Origin of the sequence: Burkholderia sp. AU44665, from assembly GCF_030504405.1 — a bacterium.
In the GTDB taxonomy this organism is placed as follows: Bacteria; Pseudomonadota; Gammaproteobacteria; order Burkholderiales; family Burkholderiaceae; genus Burkholderia; species Burkholderia semiarida.
Window position 1 is genome coordinate 111,995 of sequence record NZ_JAUJRI010000005.1, and the last position, 18,489, is coordinate 130,483.

24 protein-coding genes are annotated in these 18,489 nt (G+C 64.5%); 4 read left to right on the forward strand and 20 right to left on the reverse strand.

Going from position 1 to position 18,489, the window contains the following annotated elements; genetic code table 11:
- Positions 1-36: 36 nt before the first annotated feature.
- The 4 genes from QZM15_RS13325 (at position 37) to QZM15_RS13340 (ending at position 2,823) form a co-directional block, all read left to right on the forward strand.
- Positions 37-981 (forward strand): NAD(P)-dependent oxidoreductase, encoded by a 945-nt coding sequence (locus QZM15_RS13325; protein ID WP_302106539.1) that lies wholly within the window; start codon positions 37-39, stop codon positions 979-981.
- Positions 982-1,030: 49 nt separating this feature from the next.
- Positions 1,031-1,519: an NUDIX hydrolase gene (locus tag QZM15_RS13330; RefSeq protein WP_302106540.1), complete on the forward strand. Its 489-nt coding sequence runs from the start codon at positions 1,031-1,033 to the stop codon at positions 1,517-1,519.
- Between the two features lie 90 nt (positions 1,520-1,609).
- Complete coding sequence (locus tag QZM15_RS13335; protein WP_302106541.1) at positions 1,610-2,059, forward strand: acetyltransferase; 450 nt, start codon at positions 1,610-1,612, stop codon at positions 2,057-2,059.
- A 146-nt stretch (positions 2,060-2,205) separates the two neighbouring features.
- On the forward strand, positions 2,206-2,823 hold the full coding sequence (locus tag QZM15_RS13340; protein WP_059645438.1) for a PolC-type DNA polymerase III: 618 nt from the start codon (positions 2,206-2,208) through the stop codon (positions 2,821-2,823).
- 302 nt (positions 2,824-3,125) lie between these two features.
- Here the strand turns inward: QZM15_RS13340 and QZM15_RS13345 are convergent, their stop codons facing one another.
- From QZM15_RS13345 to QZM15_RS13440, 20 genes are all read right to left on the reverse strand, one after another.
- Positions 3,126-3,527 (reverse strand): hypothetical protein, encoded by a 402-nt coding sequence (locus tag QZM15_RS13345; RefSeq protein WP_302106542.1) that lies wholly within the window; start codon positions 3,525-3,527, stop codon positions 3,126-3,128.
- A gap of 110 nt (positions 3,528-3,637) precedes the next feature.
- Positions 3,638-4,300, reverse strand: a complete 663-nt coding sequence (locus QZM15_RS13350; RefSeq protein WP_302106543.1) for a hypothetical protein — start codon at positions 4,298-4,300, stop codon at positions 3,638-3,640.
- Positions 4,297-5,115 carry a ComEC/Rec2 family competence protein gene (locus tag QZM15_RS13355; protein ID WP_302106544.1) on the reverse strand — a complete coding sequence of 273 codons (819 nt, stop codon included), beginning with the start codon at positions 5,113-5,115 and terminating at the stop codon, positions 4,297-4,299. The genes QZM15_RS13350 and QZM15_RS13355 overlap by 4 nt, the downstream gene beginning before the upstream one ends.
- A gap of 331 nt (positions 5,116-5,446) precedes the next feature.
- On the reverse strand, positions 5,447-5,791 hold the full coding sequence (locus QZM15_RS13360) for a hypothetical protein (protein WP_302106545.1): 345 nt from the start codon (positions 5,789-5,791) through the stop codon (positions 5,447-5,449).
- The gene (locus tag QZM15_RS13365; protein ID WP_302106546.1) at positions 5,788-6,003 is read right to left on the reverse strand and encodes a hypothetical protein; all 216 of its coding nucleotides are present in this window, start codon (positions 6,001-6,003) and stop codon (positions 5,788-5,790) included. The genes QZM15_RS13360 and QZM15_RS13365 overlap by 4 nt, the downstream gene beginning before the upstream one ends.
- The gene (locus QZM15_RS13370; RefSeq protein ID WP_302106547.1) at positions 5,993-6,214 is read right to left on the reverse strand and encodes a hypothetical protein; all 222 of its coding nucleotides are present in this window, start codon (positions 6,212-6,214) and stop codon (positions 5,993-5,995) included. The genes QZM15_RS13365 and QZM15_RS13370 overlap by 11 nt, the downstream gene beginning before the upstream one ends.
- A 3-nt stretch (positions 6,215-6,217) precedes the next feature.
- The gene (locus tag QZM15_RS13375; protein WP_302106548.1) at positions 6,218-6,436 is read right to left on the reverse strand and encodes a hypothetical protein; all 219 of its coding nucleotides are present in this window, start codon (positions 6,434-6,436) and stop codon (positions 6,218-6,220) included.
- 147 nt (positions 6,437-6,583) lie between these two features.
- Positions 6,584-6,760 (reverse strand): hypothetical protein, encoded by a 177-nt coding sequence (locus QZM15_RS13380; RefSeq protein WP_302106549.1) that lies wholly within the window; start codon positions 6,758-6,760, stop codon positions 6,584-6,586.
- Between the two features lie 14 nt (positions 6,761-6,774).
- Positions 6,775-7,137: a hypothetical protein gene (locus QZM15_RS13385; RefSeq protein ID WP_302106550.1), complete on the reverse strand. Its 363-nt coding sequence runs from the start codon at positions 7,135-7,137 to the stop codon at positions 6,775-6,777.
- Positions 7,137-8,078 (reverse strand): hypothetical protein, encoded by a 942-nt coding sequence (locus tag QZM15_RS13390; RefSeq protein ID WP_302106551.1) that lies wholly within the window; start codon positions 8,076-8,078, stop codon positions 7,137-7,139. The genes QZM15_RS13385 and QZM15_RS13390 overlap by 1 nt, the downstream gene beginning before the upstream one ends.
- 253 nt (positions 8,079-8,331) lie before the next feature.
- Positions 8,332-8,649, reverse strand: coding sequence for a hypothetical protein (locus QZM15_RS13395; protein ID WP_302106552.1), 318 nt, complete (start codon positions 8,647-8,649; stop codon positions 8,332-8,334).
- A 243-nt stretch (positions 8,650-8,892) separates the two neighbouring features.
- Positions 8,893-10,455: a primase-helicase family protein gene (locus tag QZM15_RS13400; protein ID WP_302106553.1), complete on the reverse strand. Its 1,563-nt coding sequence runs from the start codon at positions 10,453-10,455 to the stop codon at positions 8,893-8,895.
- Positions 10,452-10,775, reverse strand: a complete 324-nt coding sequence (locus tag QZM15_RS13405; RefSeq protein WP_302106554.1) for a hypothetical protein — start codon at positions 10,773-10,775, stop codon at positions 10,452-10,454. The genes QZM15_RS13400 and QZM15_RS13405 overlap by 4 nt, the downstream gene beginning before the upstream one ends.
- A 14-nt stretch (positions 10,776-10,789) precedes the next feature.
- On the reverse strand, positions 10,790-11,035 hold the full coding sequence (locus QZM15_RS13410) for an AlpA family transcriptional regulator (RefSeq protein WP_302106555.1): 246 nt from the start codon (positions 11,033-11,035) through the stop codon (positions 10,790-10,792).
- 144 nt (positions 11,036-11,179) lie between these two features.
- Positions 11,180-12,604, reverse strand: coding sequence for a site-specific integrase (locus tag QZM15_RS13415; protein WP_302106556.1), 1,425 nt, complete (start codon positions 12,602-12,604; stop codon positions 11,180-11,182).
- A 140-nt stretch (positions 12,605-12,744) separates the two neighbouring features.
- On the reverse strand, positions 12,745-14,364 hold the full coding sequence (guaA, locus tag QZM15_RS13420; protein WP_059573715.1) for a glutamine-hydrolyzing GMP synthase: 1,620 nt from the start codon (positions 14,362-14,364) through the stop codon (positions 12,745-12,747).
- Between the two features lie 107 nt (positions 14,365-14,471).
- On the reverse strand, positions 14,472-15,080 hold the full coding sequence (locus QZM15_RS13425) for a hypothetical protein (protein ID WP_302106557.1): 609 nt from the start codon (positions 15,078-15,080) through the stop codon (positions 14,472-14,474).
- Positions 15,081-15,086: 6 nt separating this feature from the next.
- Positions 15,087-16,547 carry an IMP dehydrogenase gene (gene guaB / locus QZM15_RS13430; RefSeq protein ID WP_034207642.1) on the reverse strand — a complete coding sequence of 487 codons (1,461 nt, stop codon included), beginning with the start codon at positions 16,545-16,547 and terminating at the stop codon, positions 15,087-15,089.
- A gap of 281 nt (positions 16,548-16,828) precedes the next feature.
- A complete protein-coding gene (locus tag QZM15_RS13435; RefSeq protein ID WP_302106558.1) occupies positions 16,829-17,638 on the reverse strand; it encodes a DUF2182 domain-containing protein in 810 nt (269 codons plus the stop codon).
- A 28-nt stretch (positions 17,639-17,666) separates the two neighbouring features.
- Entirely contained in the window at positions 17,667-18,431 is a 765-nt protein-coding gene (locus tag QZM15_RS13440; protein ID WP_059573712.1) for a DUF899 domain-containing protein, read from the reverse strand.
- Positions 18,432-18,489: the final 58 nt, after the last annotated feature.

The following is an 18,489-nucleotide window of genomic DNA, read 5'->3' on the forward strand; positions in this document are numbered from 1 at the left end:
CCCGGCTGCCGCGGTCGCGCGGGCCGGATGGCAGGCATGCGCAAACGCTGCGATACTGACGCCCACGATCGCATCACTCACCGTGGGAGCAGCATCATGCAAACCGCAGTCGGATTCATCGGCCTCGGCGTGATGGGCACGCCGATGGCGCTCAATCTCGCGCGGGCCGGCACGCCGCTCGTCGTGTGGAGTCGTTCGCACGGCAGCGACGATGCACTGCGCGACGCCGGCGCACGGGTGGCCGACGGCATCGACGACGTATTCGCGTCCTGCCGCACCGTGATCCTGATGCTCGCGAACGACGCGGCCATCGATGCCGCTCTCGCCCGCGGCACACGTGCTTTTGCCGCGCGGGTCGGTGGACACACGATCGTCAACATGGGCACGAATGCGCCCGAGTATTCTCGCGCGCTCGCCGACGACGTCGCCGCCGCGTCGGGCCGCTACGTCGAGGCGCCGGTATCGGGCTCGCGCAAGCCGGCCGAAGCCGGTCAGCTCGTCGTGATGCTGGCCGGCGCGCCGGACGATGTCGATGCCATCCGCACGCTCGTGAAGCCGCTGTGCCGCGACAGCTTCGTGTGCGGCGAAGTGCCGGCGGCGCTGACGATGAAACTCGCGGTCAACCTGTTCCTGATCACGATGGTCACCGGTCTCGCCGAAGCCACGCACTTCGCGCAACGTCACGGCATCGACCTCGCGCGCTTCGCCGACGTGCTGAATGCCGGCCCGATGGCGAGCGACGTGTCGCGCGTGAAGCTCGGCAAGTTCGTCACGGAAGATTTCTCGGTGCAGGCCGCGATCAGCGACGTGCTGAAAAACGCGCGCCTCGTCGCCGAGTCCGCGCGCGGCATCGGCATCGCGTCGCCGCTGCTCGACATCTGCCATGCGCTTTACGGCGAAACCGAACAGGCCGGACATGGCGCGGCCGACATGGTCGCCGTGATCCGCGCGATCGAACGGCGTACCGGGGACATGCGATGAGCGGCGTGCACACTCACCTATTCGTTCGCAGCGGCAGGTAGGCACAACCATGTCCGCAACCGGCACGTCCGCAACCGGCAACGCTGCACCGTTGCGCCCCGTTCCCGCCGTGATCGGCATCGTGCTGCGCGAGCGCGACGTGCTGCTCGTGCGCCGCGCGAACCCGCCCGATGCCGGCTGCTGGGGCTTCCCCGGCGGCAAGATCGAGCCCGGCGAGCCGCTTGCCGAGGCGGTCGTGCGCGAGATCGCGGAAGAAACGACGATCGACGTGGAGGCGCTCGACGCCTTTACCGCGCTGGACGCGTTCGATTACGATGCGCACGGCGCCGTGCGCCAGCATTTCATCATGGTCGCGGTGCTGTGCAGATGGCTGCGCGGCACGCCAGCCGCCGGCGACGACGCGCTCGACGCGCGCTGGTTCGGCCTCGACGAACTCGACCGCGACGATTTGCCGATGAGCGCGGGCGTGCGCGATGTCGCGCGACGGGCGATCGAGCGGGCGGCGGTGCTGGAGCACGCGCGGCAGCCATCCGCGTGACACTTCGCTGTCGCTTGTGCATTACCGCGACGCGTTCGCTCCGTCACCGAGGCGGCCCCAGCCGAGCGCCAAGTCATCCCATATCAAACCATGATCAAAATTCGACAATCCACCGAGGCCGACGGCACACGCGTACTGGACATCTGGCGCCAAGCCGTCGATGCCACGCATCACTTCCTGAGCGAAGACGATCGTCGCGCGATCGAATCCGAAGTCGTCGCGTTCCTGCCGAGCGCACCGCTCGATCTGGCCGTCGACGAAACCGATCGCCCGATCGGCTTCATGCTGCTCGACGGCAGCCACATGGAAGCGCTGTTCGTCGATCCCGCCCACCATCGCGCGGGGGTCGGGCGGCTGCTCGTCGAAGAGGCGATCAAGCGCCATCCCGACCTGTCGACCGACGTCAACGAACAGAACGAAGCGGCGGCACGATTCTATGAACGGCTCGGATTCGAGCGCTGCGGGCGATCGGAGCTGGATGGACAAGGGCGGCCTTATCCGCTGATTCACCTTCGTTATCGCGGGTGCGGTCGAGACTGAAAATCATCCCGACGGGCTGAGATTTTCATTATCGTCAATCGGCAGCCTGCCCACTCGCCGCTCGACGAACCCGCCGTTCGCGCGCCCGAAGATGCTACCCTCTCGGCCACACTCGACATCTTCTAATGAAGCACCCGAATTCAACCATGCAAACCGTCGCGGTACTGGACTTCGAAACAACCGGGCTGTCGCCGAATCTGGGCGACCGTGCAACCGAAATTGCCGTCATCCTGCTGCGCGACGGGCAGGTCGTCGACCGTTTCCAGAGTTTGATGAATGCAGGCCGACGCATCCCGTCCGACGTCGTCGCGCTCACGGGCATCACGAACGACATGATCGCGGCGGCGCCCCCGGCTTCCGAAGTCATGAAGGAAGCGGCGGCGTTCGTCGGCCAGCATGCGGTCGTGGCCCACAACGCCGGTTTCGACAAGCGCTTCTGGCAGTCGGAACTCGGGATGCTCGGCATGTCGGCCGACCATGCATTTGCGTGCACGATGCTGGTGGCGCGACGGATCTACCCGGACGCGCGCAGTCACCGCCTGTCGAGCCTGGCCGAGATGCTGCGGCTGCCGCAATCGGGCCGTGCGCACCGCGCGATGGTCGATGCGGAGATGGCTGGCCATCTGTGGTGCCGGTTGCAGCAGGACATTTCGCGGACTTATGGGCTGGATCGCATCGATCATGCGCTGATGTCACGGGTTCAGGCGACGACCAAGGCGAAAGTGCCGATGTATCTGCGGTCGCTCGGGCGGGCGCATGTGTGACGTATCCGGTCCCGGAACGGAAAACGCCACGCTCGCCGATTTCATGCGTTAACGCAAAACGGCCTGGCAATCCATTGCCAGGCCGCTTCTTGCCCCTGCGTGAGCCGGGGCAGCAAGCCAACCGAATCGGTCATCCGCTTGCGAACTATCGCGACATCAAGCGATGCGCCACGACACAAGCGGAATCGAACGCCGATTTAGCCGAAATGCTCACTCCCACTCGATTGTCAACAAGCCGGCCAAACCCTTACGGGCATTGGCTTTCAAGACTCGCTGCATTCGCCGTACCGTCGCGGATACCGTCAGGCTGCACATGCATTCCGCACCGTGCGGCCTGACACATCGAACAGGCTTGCTACCTGCGCGACGGCGTACCCGTTCGGCAATCCCTCGCCCACCATCTCGCCAACCATGCGCGCCATTTGCTGGTCGCGGTATCGGCGGTAAATCTCGCTGCAGTTTGGTGGGTTCAGATTTAGGCCGCCGAACTCGCGGCAAAGCGCTTCGGCGTCGGCGCGGCCCAAGATGCGCACCAGGTCATGATCGTCCCGCAGGCGCTGCGGCGTCGGCACGTACAGGATGACCCGCGACGATTGCTTGCCACTCACGCCGCCAACGTATCGCGGCAGTTGGCCAATCAGATACAACGCGCGTTCACGCCCTATCACGTCCGCTATTTCTTGCACGCTGGCAGGCAATTGCATGGCTCGGTCCACGTTGTCCCATTGAGACGGCATGATACCGCTTGGTGCAGTCCAGCGCAAGAAATCCGTTAAAAATCATACGCTTAGTTCACGAACGTGAATACTCGGTGCTACTGCATTGCTGTGCCACGTCCAGCGAGAGCGGCCTTCACCTTCGTGGTCGAGTGAACCGCCAACACGTTGCACACAAAGCGCGTGCCGCTGTTACGCGCTCCAATGGCGCACACAAGGTACTGCAGGCCAAACAGCCCGCCAGCGATCCATCGGCTTGTGGACGGCGCCCCAGCGTACCAAAGCGCGGCTGGCACCAGCGGGATTAACAGCAACGACATGGCCGCCATGTCCCGATACATCAGGTAGAGCTTGTGTGCGTGCGACACGGCTGGGTCATCGCCCACCAGGCGATAGAGCTTGTACCACTTCGCATTCTGTTCGCCTGGATCGGTCGGCAAGGCACCGACATTCTTTGCCAGCGCCTTCATGTCGATGCGGGCATCTGCCGGTGCGTACTTCGTGAACGCCTGGCTACCTGGCAGCGGATTTTTGATCCTCCAGTACACAAGCCGCGCCTTAGCATCGTGCGACAGAAGACCTGTCAGCAACAGAATCACCACGGGCAACAGCGGCGCTGCACTGGCGCGGAGCATCGCCATCTTGCTGGCGTCCACCAACTCAGGCGCAATGAAAAGAAGCACCACAGCCGCGTCCAGGATGGCCAGCATAACCAGCCACTTAATGTTCGCGTCCTTCAGGACATTCGAGCGGGCTTTCATCCTTGGCACTCCGTATCGATGAAACAGACGCCGTTGTCATCCACTTCGAACTGAATCCAGCCATCTCGCCTGGTGGTCAAAACATGGCGTCGCTTGCCGGTCGTTCTCACTATCACGCCGCTGTCGCGCACGACGGCCCGATAGTCCGGCACAGTGCGCTGCGTGTCATGGACAATTGGCTTGTCGGAAATGACGACAGCATGCGGCCAGCAGTGGTCGAATACTTCCTGACAGAACCCGTTTTCCCGTCCGTGGTGTGATGCCATCAGGACGCCTACGTCACCCAGGCGGACGCGGAAATCTGGCCGCTGCAGCAGCGCAAGCCATCCGTCACGCTCCAAGTCGCCTGGGAAAAGAAAAGTCGTGCCTGCATAACGGATGAACACCACCAGGCTTAGATTGTTGGTATCCGTGAATCTCGGAAACGGATTGCTGAATACCTCGTAGGTGATCCCGTTCATGCACTGATTGAACGGGGCCTGGGTGGGCACACTGTAGCTATCGCACGCCCCCACGTACCATTCAGCGTCCCCAGTCAATGGGCCGCCGCCTAGTTTGATCGCGCGCATTGCGGCGCCAGTGTAAGAGGTGTTGCGGATGAGCGTATCGACGGTCACGCCAGCCCGTTCCAGGCCGCGCAGGTCGCTCATGTGGTCCTGGTCCGCGTTCGTGATGAACAGGTAGTCGAGTGTCGTCCTGCCCAGGACATACCGAATGTAGGCGCTGGGCGACCATGTACCGGAATCCCCGGAATCGATCATCGCCAGCTTCCCGCCGACATCGCCAGTAGGTGTCGGCGTGACATGCTGAATCATGGCGCAAGCGCCGTGCTCCACGTCCCAAACGCGGAGCCGCATAACCCCAGGCATAGTAGCCCCCAAGTCCCAAGACAGGAGCTAATGTAATGCCTGGTGCCTGCAGCCGCTAGTTTTGGCGGACTGCCCCCTCAACTTACCAACAGGTCCGCCGCCATTTGCCCTTCCCCAGCGGCGCGTAGGGCTGCGGCAGCCAGAGCCAGCGCATTGGTGCGCCGCTGCTCACGGTCGCGCTGCGTCACCACCGGGCCTAGTAGCCCAGCCACCGCCGTATCCCACAATTCCGCGTCCGTCATCAGCACAGCCGTGGGCGCGCGGTAGGCTTGGCCCTTCATCGCGCCACCAGTTGCAAGGCGCGGCCAACGGCCAGCAGCGCAGCGTCACGCGTCAATCCGTTGCGTTCGAACAGCCGGCCGAACGCGGCCAGGTCGTCTTCGCTGGGATTGTCGTTTGTGCCGGACAGCCAGCCCAGTGCCATCAGCGTGTCGCGGTCGGGGCGCTTGCGCAGGTTGCTCGCGCGCTTCTCACCCACGCGCAGGTTCAGCAGCCAGGCAACGTCAAACTTGCCGCGCTCGACGGTCGGCAGCAATTGGTCGTCGCGGTATTGGCCGATGCGGCGTGGCGTAAGTCCGAACATCTTCGCCAGTTCCAGCGCGGTCATTGCGAAATCGTTCATGCGGCTTTCTCGTCGGGCTTGGTGGGGGTCGGCGTCGGTGCTGGCGTCCAGTCGCGGAAGGCGAACGATGCGCCCCGCCATGTTTTCATCGCCTCGCCGATGAGCCTCGCCTTTTCGCGATCCGCCGCCGTTTGGCGCGTGTCTTTGGCAATCTCGGCAGCGGTGCTTGCAGCCGTAGTAATCAACGCAAACAGATTTTTTTCATCGACCATTTTTTGCTCCACGTGCTTGTTCCAGCCAGGGGCCGTTCGGATCGATCTTGCGAGTACCAGGCGATGCGCGGCGTTTGACGCGTTTCAGCTTCCTGCGGTCCTGTCGCGGCTTGGTGTCGGCAAGTGCCAACGGAGTGATTGACGGTGCAGTAGGCGCTGTGTCCTCGTTGCCCTGGCGGGCACGGATGAGCTTCAAAATCATTTTCAGCATGGATCAACACTCCAAGGTGGAACGGTGGCTTCTTGCTGCCTCGCGCTGGGTGTTCGCCAGGTCGATTGCCAGCACTTCTAGTTCGGTGACTACAGCGCGAATTTCTGCGACTGAATCCACCGCCGCTTGGCTCAGCAGATCAGCGGTGGCCAGCACATTTCGGCGCACCTTTAGGTGCTCGATGGCGCTGTTTAAACGGGTTGCAAATTCTGTGGTTCTCATTGGGCTTCTGGTCTGTGAGGGGTGGCAGACTATTTCCGGCGGTCTGCCAGCGCGGATACAGCCGCGTAGGCATCAAACGTCCTGGTGCGGCAAACTCCCAGGCTCGCGCGCTTTCTCAACCAAGGCAGCGCGAGTAGCCTTGTCCGCTTACCCAGCGGCCGGGGACAGATCGGTTTGCGTCGTCAGCGCGCGCTGCAGCAACGCTTGCGCGGTCTGGCTCAGCGTCAGGTCGCATCCCGTGCGTTCGCTCATGGTGCGGCGTTGGGCTTCAAGCTGCGCCCGCAGCGCAGCGGGCAGCGTGATGGATACTTTTTCGCGTTGCATGTCATGCTTCCAGGTCAAAGACGTTCAAGCGGCGACCAGTCCTTCCAGCGATAGCCGCGACGTTCTGCAGCGGCTATCGCTGCATGCTCGCGCTGGGCTTCCAGAACGCGCGCATCCAGCAACTGAAGGGCGCGGATGGTCTGCGCTTCGCTCAATTCCGCCCAGTTCGCCGCAAGCCAGGCGCGTGGTTGCTTGTCGTCGCGCCAGAAGCTGCCGCGCGCGGTTTGCACCAGGATGCGCGGGCTGTTCTCGTCGGCACCCTCCCGCTCCATGACGCGGGCCGATGCAATGACGGTCTGCAGTTCCGGCGGCAGCATGTCGGTGGGCGTTGCGGTGGGCTGTTGGCCGCCCACCAGGGCGCTGAGGCGGCCGAACATTACGCGCTCACCGTCCAGAAGTCGGCGGCGTTCGGCAACACGGCCTGCGCATTTGCGAACACGGTCAGTTCGCTGTCGCCGTTGGCGTTCAGCCGCTTGACATGCACCGACAGTTCCGGCCGGAACGCAATGGCGGCGCGATTAAACAGGCCGACCACGGTCTTGTCGGTCGCGGCGGTCAGTTCTGCGAAAACGCCGGCAGCGCGGAACGAACCATCACCAGCGATTTCCGCACCGTTGCCAGCCGTGCCAACCAGGGCGCGAAGTTCGTCAATCTTTGCGTGGCGCGCAGCGGCGGCGCCAAACGTGAACGCGGCCGGGGTGGCTGCCAGGATCGCGGTAAGCAGCAGCTTGTCGGCCAGTTCGCCCAAACCACGCAGCACCGAAATCATGAAAGCGTCATGCAATTGGTCGCCGCCGATAGCACGGTGGTCTGCACGCGTGATCTTTGCGCGGAATGCCTGGTGCGGCGTGGTCCCCCAGCCAAAGGCTGCGTCGTGGATCGGCATCGCGGAAAGCGTCGCATCGGCGCCATCAACCACAGTAGCGAAGGCCGCCGGGTCAACTACGCGCACCAGGGCGGCGTCACGATAGAACGCCGGCTGACCGTCGAAAGTCGGCGCAGGCTTCGGGTGCGCAATGATGACGCGCGCACCAGCCGTCACCACGCGGCTATTCGCTTCGATGACGCTGCGCGGGTCCAGGTCGGTCGTTTCGCCGGCCGGCACCATGTTCAGGCCGTACACGCCCTCGGGAGTGGCACCCAGCGTCAGGGCACGCGACAGGTCCATGCTGCTGCTGGCAACGGCAGGCGCTGGGATGCGCTTCGGCTCGTCAAAGCCTGGCGTGTGGTGTTCACGGAAGCCCATGGCGTGGCGCGCTTCGGCAGCGGCGTGGGCGATGGGGTTTTGCTGCGTCGTGTAGTGGTTCAGGTCGGGCATGTTGTCGCTCGGTTTCGGTTCAGGAATTACGCGCTGTTGTTGCGCCGTTCCTGAATCATCCTCCGCTAGCGAACACGTTTCCTCAGGTGGAATTGCACGAAGCCTCACGCTGCATCACGGTTGACGGTCCCGGATGCCATGCCGATTCCACATTATGAGAAACGGAAATGCGCTTAAAAAACCCACGCAGATGTCAGAAGCGGCGGGACCGCTGCTCCCGTAGGCCGCACCCCTTCTGGAAGGACCCGCTACGTCACATAGCCCTGCCAGCCGCCTTGGCAGCCCGCCTGCGCCCTTCATCGGTCAGCATGTACCTGCGTCTGCCATCCCTCGCCACCAGCCCAGCACGCACCAGTAGCGCAAGCCTGCGCACCACTGTTCCGTATGGCATGCCCACATACGCCGCCAGCTTGTACGCGGTGAACGGCTTTGCCTCCAGGTCGCCAATGGCCACGCCAACCAGCAGCAGCACATCACCCGCGTTCGACGCAAACCGGCGCTCTCTAAGCAGAGCGAATGACAGGTGGCGCATGTCATCCAGGACACGGTGCAGTGCTGTTCGTTTGGACATTCGCGAGGTAACGGGTAACGGTTGATAACGGGGCTCTCTATAGCCTTCCCAAAAACAACATGTTCACATTCGTGAATACACCTTTTTTCTGGTCTAACTGGAAAGAGCGTTACCTACCGTTACCGTTACCTCAACGCAGGGCCACGGAATGTCACGCAGCGCAACTCGCTTCAATTCCACGTAATCTGCGCCCCCAACAAAAAACCCGCCGTGGCGGGTTGTGTCGTCGTTGCCTGGAGGCATTCAGAATGGCCGTTCTTCGCGCTCCGGTGCAGACAGCACATCCATTGCGGATTCCCATCCATCCGGCCTGGCACGCGCAATCTCTGCGGCCAGTTCAAACGACTTCGCGTCGATCCATTTGTCCGCGTTCCTGAGGATCCAGCACTTCGTCGGCTTGTATCGGGTTTTGATGGTGCGGCCGACTGCTAGCGCGCCCAGTTCATCAAGCACCCGTCGCATTGCGGCCGTCACGCTCTTTTCCGCGCCGTCCCCCAGCACGGCCACAATGTCATCGTTCATCACCACGTCAGCGGGCCAGTGCGCAATCAATTCTTCCGCGTTGCGCTGGATGATGGATTTCGACGCATCCAGGGCGGCGCGCTTCGCCTCGCTCATAGGCGGCCGTTCGCCAGGATTGAACGCGCCGATATCGCGCTCACGCAGATACACGCCCACCGCGTTGATGAATTCGTCATCGTCCAGCATGGCGTAAAGCTTCGCATACGTCTCTGGCGAGCGCGGCGCGGCGTTGTGGCGAACCACGCGCCAGCGGCGGTCAGTGTCGTTCAGCGGCAGCGCGTTGTCGTGGTTGCTGAACACCAGCCAACGGCAGGAATTGTGTTCCTTGAACTGGCGGCCGAATTTTGGGTTGATGATCCGTTCTTCGGCGTTGACCAGCGACTTCAGCCGGTTTGCGTGGCGGAATTGGTTTTCGCCGCCGCCTTCCTGCACTTCGTCAACCATCGCCAGCACGCGGCCAGCCAGCGCGCCGTTGAACTGGCTTTCCAGCAGTGCCGGCAGGTCTACGTTAGGCGCAACATAGCCGCGCCACACACGCGCCAGGACGGAAGCCAGCCAGTTACGGCCAGTGCCGGTGTTCTTGGCGATGTGCAGCCAGCCATAGTGCGGCAGCACGCCAGGGCGCTGCTCGATGTGGGCCAGCCAATCCAGGAACGCCGCGCGCTCAGTCGCGTCCTCGACCAGATATTCAATCTGCTCCAGGAATAGACCGATATCAGACGCCGCCGGCCGACGTTCGATAGGCCGCCAGGAATTGATTGCCTGTTCGCCATCAGGGTCGCGGCAGATTTCGCCAGCGCCAGCGTGGAACGTGCGCGCGTGCACCGTCTTGCGGGCCGCGTCCTTCTTCCACAGCACCGCGTTCGGCACCTGACGCGGCTTCGCCTTGCTGTCCGGGTCGCTCACTTCGGTGGTGTTGCACGCCGTCCAATCGCAAAACTCCCCGAACGACAAAACCGTCTTCGGCGCGCTCAGTCGGCCTACCTGGCTGCCCGCCGCAATCCATACGCAGTCTGCCAGCATATCTTCCACGGTCATGACAGGCGGCAAAACGCTAGCGGGATCGTCCTGGATGCGAGCGTTTTCCTCTCGTTGCCGGCGGCGCCGTTCTTCGTCGCGCGCTTCCCGCTGCTGCCTCTCCCACTCCAGCAGCGCTTCGGGCTTCGGAGTACGCGGCGGCGTCGGCTTCTTCTTCGGCTTCGGTGCGGCCACAACTGGCGGCGTATCAATACCGGCCAGGCGCTTGAATTCAGCATCCAGATTAGCGTTTTCCGCAAAGGTCATTTCGCCCCCTTGCGGTCAACCCAGCCAAGTTCGCGGAACAGTTCGCGCGCCACTTCCGAGTAGACGGCCGGCCAGTATTTCGGGCGCATGCAATCGCGGAAATATCCGTCACCTGCATCCTGGATGCTGGCACCGAAACGGACGCGAGATTGCAGGTAGTTCAACGCCTTTTCTGCCGCCAGGGTTCGCATCCTGGTTTGCTCGACCTTGATGGCTGCGTTGTTGGCGACGTACCACGCTTTGAAATCGGCGGCTGTTTGCATTTGGTCAGTGCTATTATTGGGTTCACGCAGAGTTTTTACTTCAGGGGTGTTCTTCATTGAGCGCCCCTTTTTTATTGCGCATTCGCAGCTTCCAACTGCGCGCGCTGCCATTCTTGAATGTCGCTCAGCTTCCAGGCGGTTACGCCTGCGGAAAGCTTCACCGGCTGCGGAAAACTCTTGTCCCGGACCTTCCGCCAGAGCGTTGCCTTCGTGAACGGAACGAAGCGTTCGCCAAGCAATTGCGATTCGCGGAGAAAGACCTCAAGACCCAGCTTTTTTGCGTTGAGCATTTGTTGCGGCTCCAAGTGAGATTGCATGGAACCAATTCTCTTGATCCGTGCTGCTCAATTCCCCAGGTGGGATTTGTCTAAGCTTCATCCGCCGTCACGCCCATTCACTTCCGAAAAGCCGCCGCATAAAAAAACCCGGCCGAAGCCGGGTTCTCATGTGAGCGCACTGCTTTACAGGTCGTCATCCAGGTCATCTTCGTGGACTTCGGCCGCCCGTCGCTTTGCATCGGCAATTAGCTCGCGCGCAGACTCACCGCGCATCCAGGCGTCAATCATGTCCGCCCAGCACTGCAGCATGATTTTCCGTTCCGACAGGTAGCGGTTCACGTTGTAGACGGCGGCAATCCGGTTTCGCGGTGCGTGCGCCAGCGACATTTCAATCCAGCGCTCGTCAAACTTCGCACGGTTCAGACCGGTGGAGAATGTCCGCCGCAGGTCGTGCACGCCAAAAGTCTGGAATTCCGGGTCATCCTTTCGAATGCGCTCCACGGCTGCATCGATGACACGATTTAGCGTCGCGTTGCTGATTGGCAAGTCGTGGTCGTAGCGGCCTGGATGCAGGTAGTTACTCGCGCCAAAGCAGGACCGTAGCGCTACCAGAATATCCAGCGCCTGTTCACTCAGCGGGATGACATGCGCCTTCCCGGCTTTCATGCGTTCGGCCGGGATGGTCCAGCGTTCGGCGTCGAAATCGACTTCGGCCCACACGGCGTCGATGAACTCGCTTTTCCGCACGCCAGTCAGCAAAACGAACTTCAGCGCCAGGCGCAGTGTTGGCGTCGTGGCCACCTGCTCCAGCGCCGTCAGGAACGTGCGAATTTCGGCCGGAGACAATGCGCGGTCGCGCGGCTCAAACGTGGCGATTGTGCTGGCGCGGATGGCTTCTGCCGGATTGCTCACCGCCTGGCCGCTGCCTTGTGCATGCCGGAATACCGCCTGCACAACCTCACGAACGTGCACCGCCACGGCAGGCCCGCGTCGCTCTTTCGTGCCGTCACACAGGCGCTTCAGCCGTTGGGGCGTCACTTCCTCCAGGCGAAGTTTGCCGAACTCCGGTTCGATAACGCGGCGATAGGTGGAGCGCCGGAACGCCAGGGTGCTGTCCGCCAGTTGCTCGGCGCCACTCTTTGGGTCCGCCTTGTGGGTGAAATAGCTTTCGGCCCAGCCGCCGAACGTAAGCGCGTCGGCCGCTGCCGTGCGCTTTTCCACCTTGGCGCGTGACGGCGATGCGCCCCGCTCCACGTCGCGCCTGGCACGGTCAAGCAGCGTGCGCGCCTCGCGCAGCGACATGTCCATACCGTATTCGAGCGCGTCCGGCTCGCGGGTCGGCGCGCGCGCCAGGTCGGCATCGTACCGACCGATGGCCAGCGTTTCGCGGCGCCCGTTCAGGCGATAGTCGTAGCGAAAGGAAATGGTGCCGGTGGGAAGGACGGCGGCATACATGCCGTCACGGTCGGTCACCTTGAAGGTTTTATCCCTGGGCTTGAGGGTGCCCAGTTCTCTGTCTGTCAGCAAAATCGGCCTCCGGTCTGGTTTGCCGCACGATACCGTCAGACCGTCTGACGGTACTTCGTGTGGCTTTTCCAGCCGTCTCATGCCGTACCGTCATTCGTACCGCCCGAATGACCGAGATTGAGTGATACGGGGTGACACTCCCTGAATCACTCAAACCCTTGATCTAAAAGGCTCACGGCCGATTTTTGATACCGCTTGAGACGACGTGAGCCGAGTTTGAATCACTCCCACTCAATCGTCGCCGGCGGCTTCCCCGAGATGTCGTACACGACCCGGTTGATCCCGCGCACTTCATTGATGATCCGGTTCGACGCGCGGCCGAGCAGCGCATACGGCAGATGCGCCCAATGCGCGGTCATGAAGTCGGTCGTCTGCACCGCCCGCAACGACGTCACATAGTCATACGTCCGCCCATCGCCCATCACGCCGACCGACTTCACCGGCAGGAACACCGCGAACGCCTGGCTCGTCAGGTCGTACCAGCTCTTGCCGACGTCGGCGTCGCCGCACAGGCCGGCCGCCGCATCCTGCGCGGTCGCGACCGTGCCGCGCAGTTCCTCGATGAAGATCGCATCCGCGCGGCGCAGCAGATCCGCGTACTCGCGCTTCACTTCGCCGAGAATCCGCACGCCGAGGCCCGGGCCCGGGAACGGATGGCGGTACACCATCTCCGGCGGCAGGCCGAGCGCGACGCCCAGCTCGCGCACTTCGTCCTTGAACAGGTCGCGCAGCGGTTCGAGCAGCTTCAGGCCGAGCGTTTCCGGCAGGCCGCCGACGTTGTGGTGGCTCTTGATCGTCGTCGCCTTCTTCGTCTTCGTGCCGCCCGATTCGACCACGTCCGGGTAGATCGTGCCCTGCGCGAGCCACTTCGCCTTCGACAGCTTCTTCGCTTCCGCCTGGAACACCTCGACGAACTCGCGGCCGATGATCTTGCGCTTCGCTTCCGGATCGGTCACGCCGGCCAGATGGCCGAGGAACTGGTCGGACGCGTCGACGTGCACGACCTTCGCATGCAGGCGGCCCTCGAACATGTCGAGCACCATCTTGCCTTCGTTCAGGCGCAGCAGGCCGTGGTCGACGAACACGCACGTCAGTTGATCGCCGATCGCACGATGGATCAGCGCGGCCGCGACGCTCGAATCGACGCCGCCCGACAGGCCGAGAATCACTTCCTCGTCACCGACCTGCTCGCGGATCTTCGCGACGGCTTCCTCGATGTGGTTCTTCATGATCCAGTCGGGCTTCGCGCCGGCGATCTGCAGCACGAAGCGTTCGATGATCTGCCGGCCCTTCACCGTGTGCGTGACTTCCGGGTGGAACTGCACCGCGTAGTAGCCGCGCGCCTCGTCGGCCATACCGGCGATCGGGCAGCTCGGCGTCGACGCCATCAGCGCGAAGCCCGGCGGCAGCTCGGCCACCTTGTCGCCGTGGCTCATCCAGACCTTCAGCATCCCGTGGCCTTCGGCCGTCGTGAAATCCTCGATGCCGTCGAGCAGGCGCGTATGGCCGTGCGCACGCATTTCCGCATAACCGAATTCGCGATGGTCGCTCCACTCGACCTTGCCGCCGAGCTGCACGGCCATCGTCTGCATCCCGTAGCAGATGCCGAGCACCGGCACGCCGAGATCCCACACGGCCTGCGGCGCACGCAGCTGGTGGTCTTCATACGTGCTCGCGTGGCTGCCCGACAGGATCACCGCCTTCGGCGCGAACTCGCGGACGAAGTCGTCGGACACGTCGTTCGGGTGAATTTCGCAGTAGACGTGCGCTTCGCGCACGCGGCGCGCGATCAGTTGGGTGACTTGCGAACCGAAGTCGAGAATCAGGATTTTGTCGTGCATGGCTGCGGACGGGATGAAGAGAATAAGAAAAGCAGCGCATCGAGCGCTGCGTCAAAAACATGGACAGCGGCGTCGGGCGGCAGGCGGCTCGCGCGACGCATCGCCGGTCAATCCTGCGACGGCGGGCGCGCGTCGAACGCGACGCTGCCTGACGCACGGTCGGATGCGGCCGACGGGGTAGCCGCGGCCGGCGCCGCAGGCGCCACCGGACGGCTGACGACCGGCTCGACTCGCGGCTGCGCCACGGAGGCCGGCGCCGGTTCGACCGGACGCTTCGCATCGCGGCCCTCGAGCGCCTGCGCCTTGTCGGCCCTTTCGCGCCGGCGCACGGCCGATGCGAGCCGCACGCCGCCGAGGCCGAGCACGATCAGCGCGACGCCGGCCACGGCCGACAGCACCCGGCCGGCGGCCGCGAGCGCCGGCCCGCTGCCGGCGCCGATCGACCACACGACCGTCAGCACGCCGGTCAGCCAGTACACGTGGCCGACCGGGCGCGCGACGGGCGCCGTGAGATCGCCGTTGAACGCCGCATGAAACGCGAGCCACGCGAGCCCGAGCAGCGCGATGCCGAACGCCTGGCCGAGCATCGCGGGCTGGATGTTCGCCAGTTGCAGCGCATTGAACAGCGCCTGCCAGGGCGTCAGCACGAACAGCGCGCCGAACGCCAGCAGCAGTACGGCATCGACGATCAGCACGGCTCGCAGCAGCGGTTTCATCGGCGATCAGTCCACGTGGTAGTTCGGTGCTTCCTTCGTGATCTGCACGTCGTGCACGTGCGACTCGCGCATGCCCGCCGCGGTGATCTGGACGAATTCCGCCTTCTCGTGCAGCTCGTCGATCGTGCGGCAGCCGCAGTAGCCCATGCTCGCGCGCACGCCGCCGACCAGCTGGAACAGGATCGCGTTGACCGAACCCTTGTACGCGACGCGGCCTTCGATGCCTTCCGGCACGAGCTTGTCGATGTTCGCCGAGTTGTCCTGGAAGTAGCGGTCAGCCGCGCCGTCCTTCATCGCACCGACCGAACCCATGCCGCGGTACGACTTGTACTGGCGGCCCTGGTACAGGAACACGTCGCCCGGCGCCTCTTCCGTGCCCGCGAACATGCTGCCCATCATCACCGCGTTCGCGCCGGCCGCGAGCGCCTTCGACACGTCGCCCGAGAAGCGCACGCCGCCGTCGGCGATGCACGGCACGCCGGTGCCCTTCAGCGCCTCCGCGACGTTCGCGATCGCGCTGATCTGCGGCACGCCGACACCCGCGACGATCCGCGTCGTGCAGATCGAGCCCGGGCCGATACCGACCTTGACCGCGTCCGCGCCGTATTCGACGAGCGCCTTCGCGGCGGCGGCCGTCGCGATGTTGCCGCCGATCACCTCGACGTGCGGAAAGTTCTGCTTGACCCAGCGCACGCGCTCGAGCACGCCCTTGCTGTGGCCGTGCGCGGTATCGACGACGATCACGTCGACGCCGGCCTGCACCAGCAGTTCGACACGCTCTTCGTTGTCCGGGCCGACGCCGACCGCCGCGCCTGCGCGCAGCTTGCCGTGTTCGTCCTTGCACGCGTCCGGGTGCTCGGTCTGCTTCGTGATGTCCTTGACGGTCATCAGGCCGCGCAGCTCGAACGCGTCGTTGACGACCAGCACGCGCTCGAGGCGGTGGCTGTGCATCAGCGCCTTCGCTTCGGCGAGCGGCGTGCCTTCCTTGACCGTGACGAGGCGCTCGCGCGGCGTCATGATCGACTTGACCGGCTCGTCGAGGCGCGTTTCGAAACGCAGGTCGCGGTTCGTGACGATGCCGACGAGCTGCGGGCCTTCGACGACCGGGAAGCCCGAGATGCCATGCTGGCGCGACAGCGCGATCACGTCGCGCACCTTCATTTGCGGCGGCACCGTGATCGGGTCGCGGACGACGCCCGACTCGAAACGCTTGACCTTCGCGACTTCGCGGGCCTGCTCGGCCGGCGTGAGGTTCTTGTGGACGATACCGACGCCCCCCTGCTGCGCCATCGCGATCGCGAGGCGACCTTCGGTGACCGTGTCCATCGCGGCGGACACGAGCGGCATGTTCAGGGAGATGTTGCGGGTCAGCTTGGTCTTGAGGCTGGTGTCGCGCGGGAGAACGTCGGAGAAGGCGGGAACGAGGAGCACGTCATCGAAAGTGAGTGCTTTTTGGATCAGACGCATGGCAAATCCTATGGGCGCAAAAGCGAATTATACGCGAAGCGCCGTGATTTTTCACAACACGAACAACGGCTTAGCCGGTTTCGGCGGTTCGGGGGCCGAATCGTTCGGATCGCCGTTCGGTTCGTTTTCGATCGACTTTCGTTTCACCGCTGCGTCGAGCCATTCGCGCAGCCGGCGGCCGGACGGCACGTGCGCGTGTCGCGGCGAGGCGACACGTGCGCGACGGCGGCGGCCGCGCACGGCCGGCGACCCGCACGCCGAAGCGGCTTGCCTGCCCGACCTCACGCCAGACCGGCCGCACGGGCGATCATCGCGATGCCGCCCGCCACCGTCCCGCAACCGACGATCCGCCACACGCGCCAGCCGGCAGGCGCAACGCGTTCGGCGGCGATCGCGACCGTCACGGCGGCCATCACGCGCAGGTCCATCATGCCGGCCGCCAGCGCGACCGCCATCAGATTCCCGCAACATGCGCCGCATCGGATCGCGGCGTGCACGCCGTACCGCCATGCCGTGACGCCCGCTGCCCGTGGCCGATGCACGTCGTGCGCCGTCGGGTGGCGGCAGCACGCGAGCCGCCGCGCCTTCCATTCGGTGAATTGCAACGTGCCCGCGGCCAGCACGACGGCGCCGGCCACGAACGGCATCGCCCCGACGAGCGCCGGCAGACGGGCAGCGGCCGCCGTCAGCGCAGCGCCGGCCGGCAACACGAGCGCCCCGAGCGCCATCCAGACCGAGAAATATCCCGCCCCCGCGACGACGACGAGCCAGGCCGACCGCGCCGCCGCCTGCGGGCCGATGCGCCACCGGTAATGCCAGAGCTGCGGCGCGAGCACCGGCAGCATCATCGTCACCGTCATCGCGCCCCACATTCCGGCGAACGCCGCGAATGCGCGGCCGGCGCCCTGGCCGCACGGTCGCAGCCATACGGCCGAAGCCATCCAGCCGCCGGGCATCGGTTCGCCGCCCATCGCACTCATCGACGCGTGCTGCGCCAACGTCGCCATCGCGGCGAGCGCGAACACGGCGGTGGCCGCCACGCCGAATGCCCACGGACCGGGGGCCGCCTCGCCGGTTGCCGTTCGCGTCATCGCGCGCTCCCGCCCGTGGCCGGCCCGCTCAGCCACGCGCGTATTCGTCGTGACGGCGCCACCACGGGCCGGCCTCGTTGCGTCCGCGCGGCGCGCGATCGAGCCACTGGTACATCCCCCACAATCCGTCGAGGCCGCGCGCGTAGGTCGAATACGTGTGATAGACGGCGCCGTCCTCGCGCACGAACGCGCTCATCCCCGGCCGATCGAGCGCATACGTGACCGGATCGGTGCCGCACGTGGCCGCGAACTGCACGACGGGCGCCGGCGGCGGATCCATGTCCATCGCGTGTCCAGCCTTTGCATAGTTGTATTCGACGTCGCCCGCGCGCTGCTGCGCTTCGGTGAACGACACGTTGAAGTCGAAGTTGAAATCGCTGCCGACCGACGACGCCCACGGGAACGTCCACCCCATCCGCTGCCGGTACGCGAGCAGTTTCGCGAGCGGCGCGCGCGACACGGCCGCGAGCGTCACGTCGTGATGCGCCAGATGCACGGCAAAGCCGTCGAAGCCGTCGGCGAGCGCGGAGCACGACGGGCAGCCCGCCTTGTAGTCGGGGCCGAACATGAAGTGATAGACGAGCAGTTGCGAACGGCCGCCAAACAGGTCGTCGAGCGTCGCCTGCCCTGCTTCGGTGTCGAACCGGTAGGTCTTGTCGACGCGCACCCACGGCAGCGCCTGGCGCTGCCGCGCGAGTTCGTCGCTGTGCCGCGTCAGCGCCTTTTCCGCGTCGAGCAGCGCGCGGCGCGCGGCCAGCCATTCGTCGCGGGTGCCGGTGAGATGGGTCGTCATGGTGGGGTCCTCCTTCCGATGGGTGTCCGGGCACGGCGTACGGGCCGTGTGCGTGGTG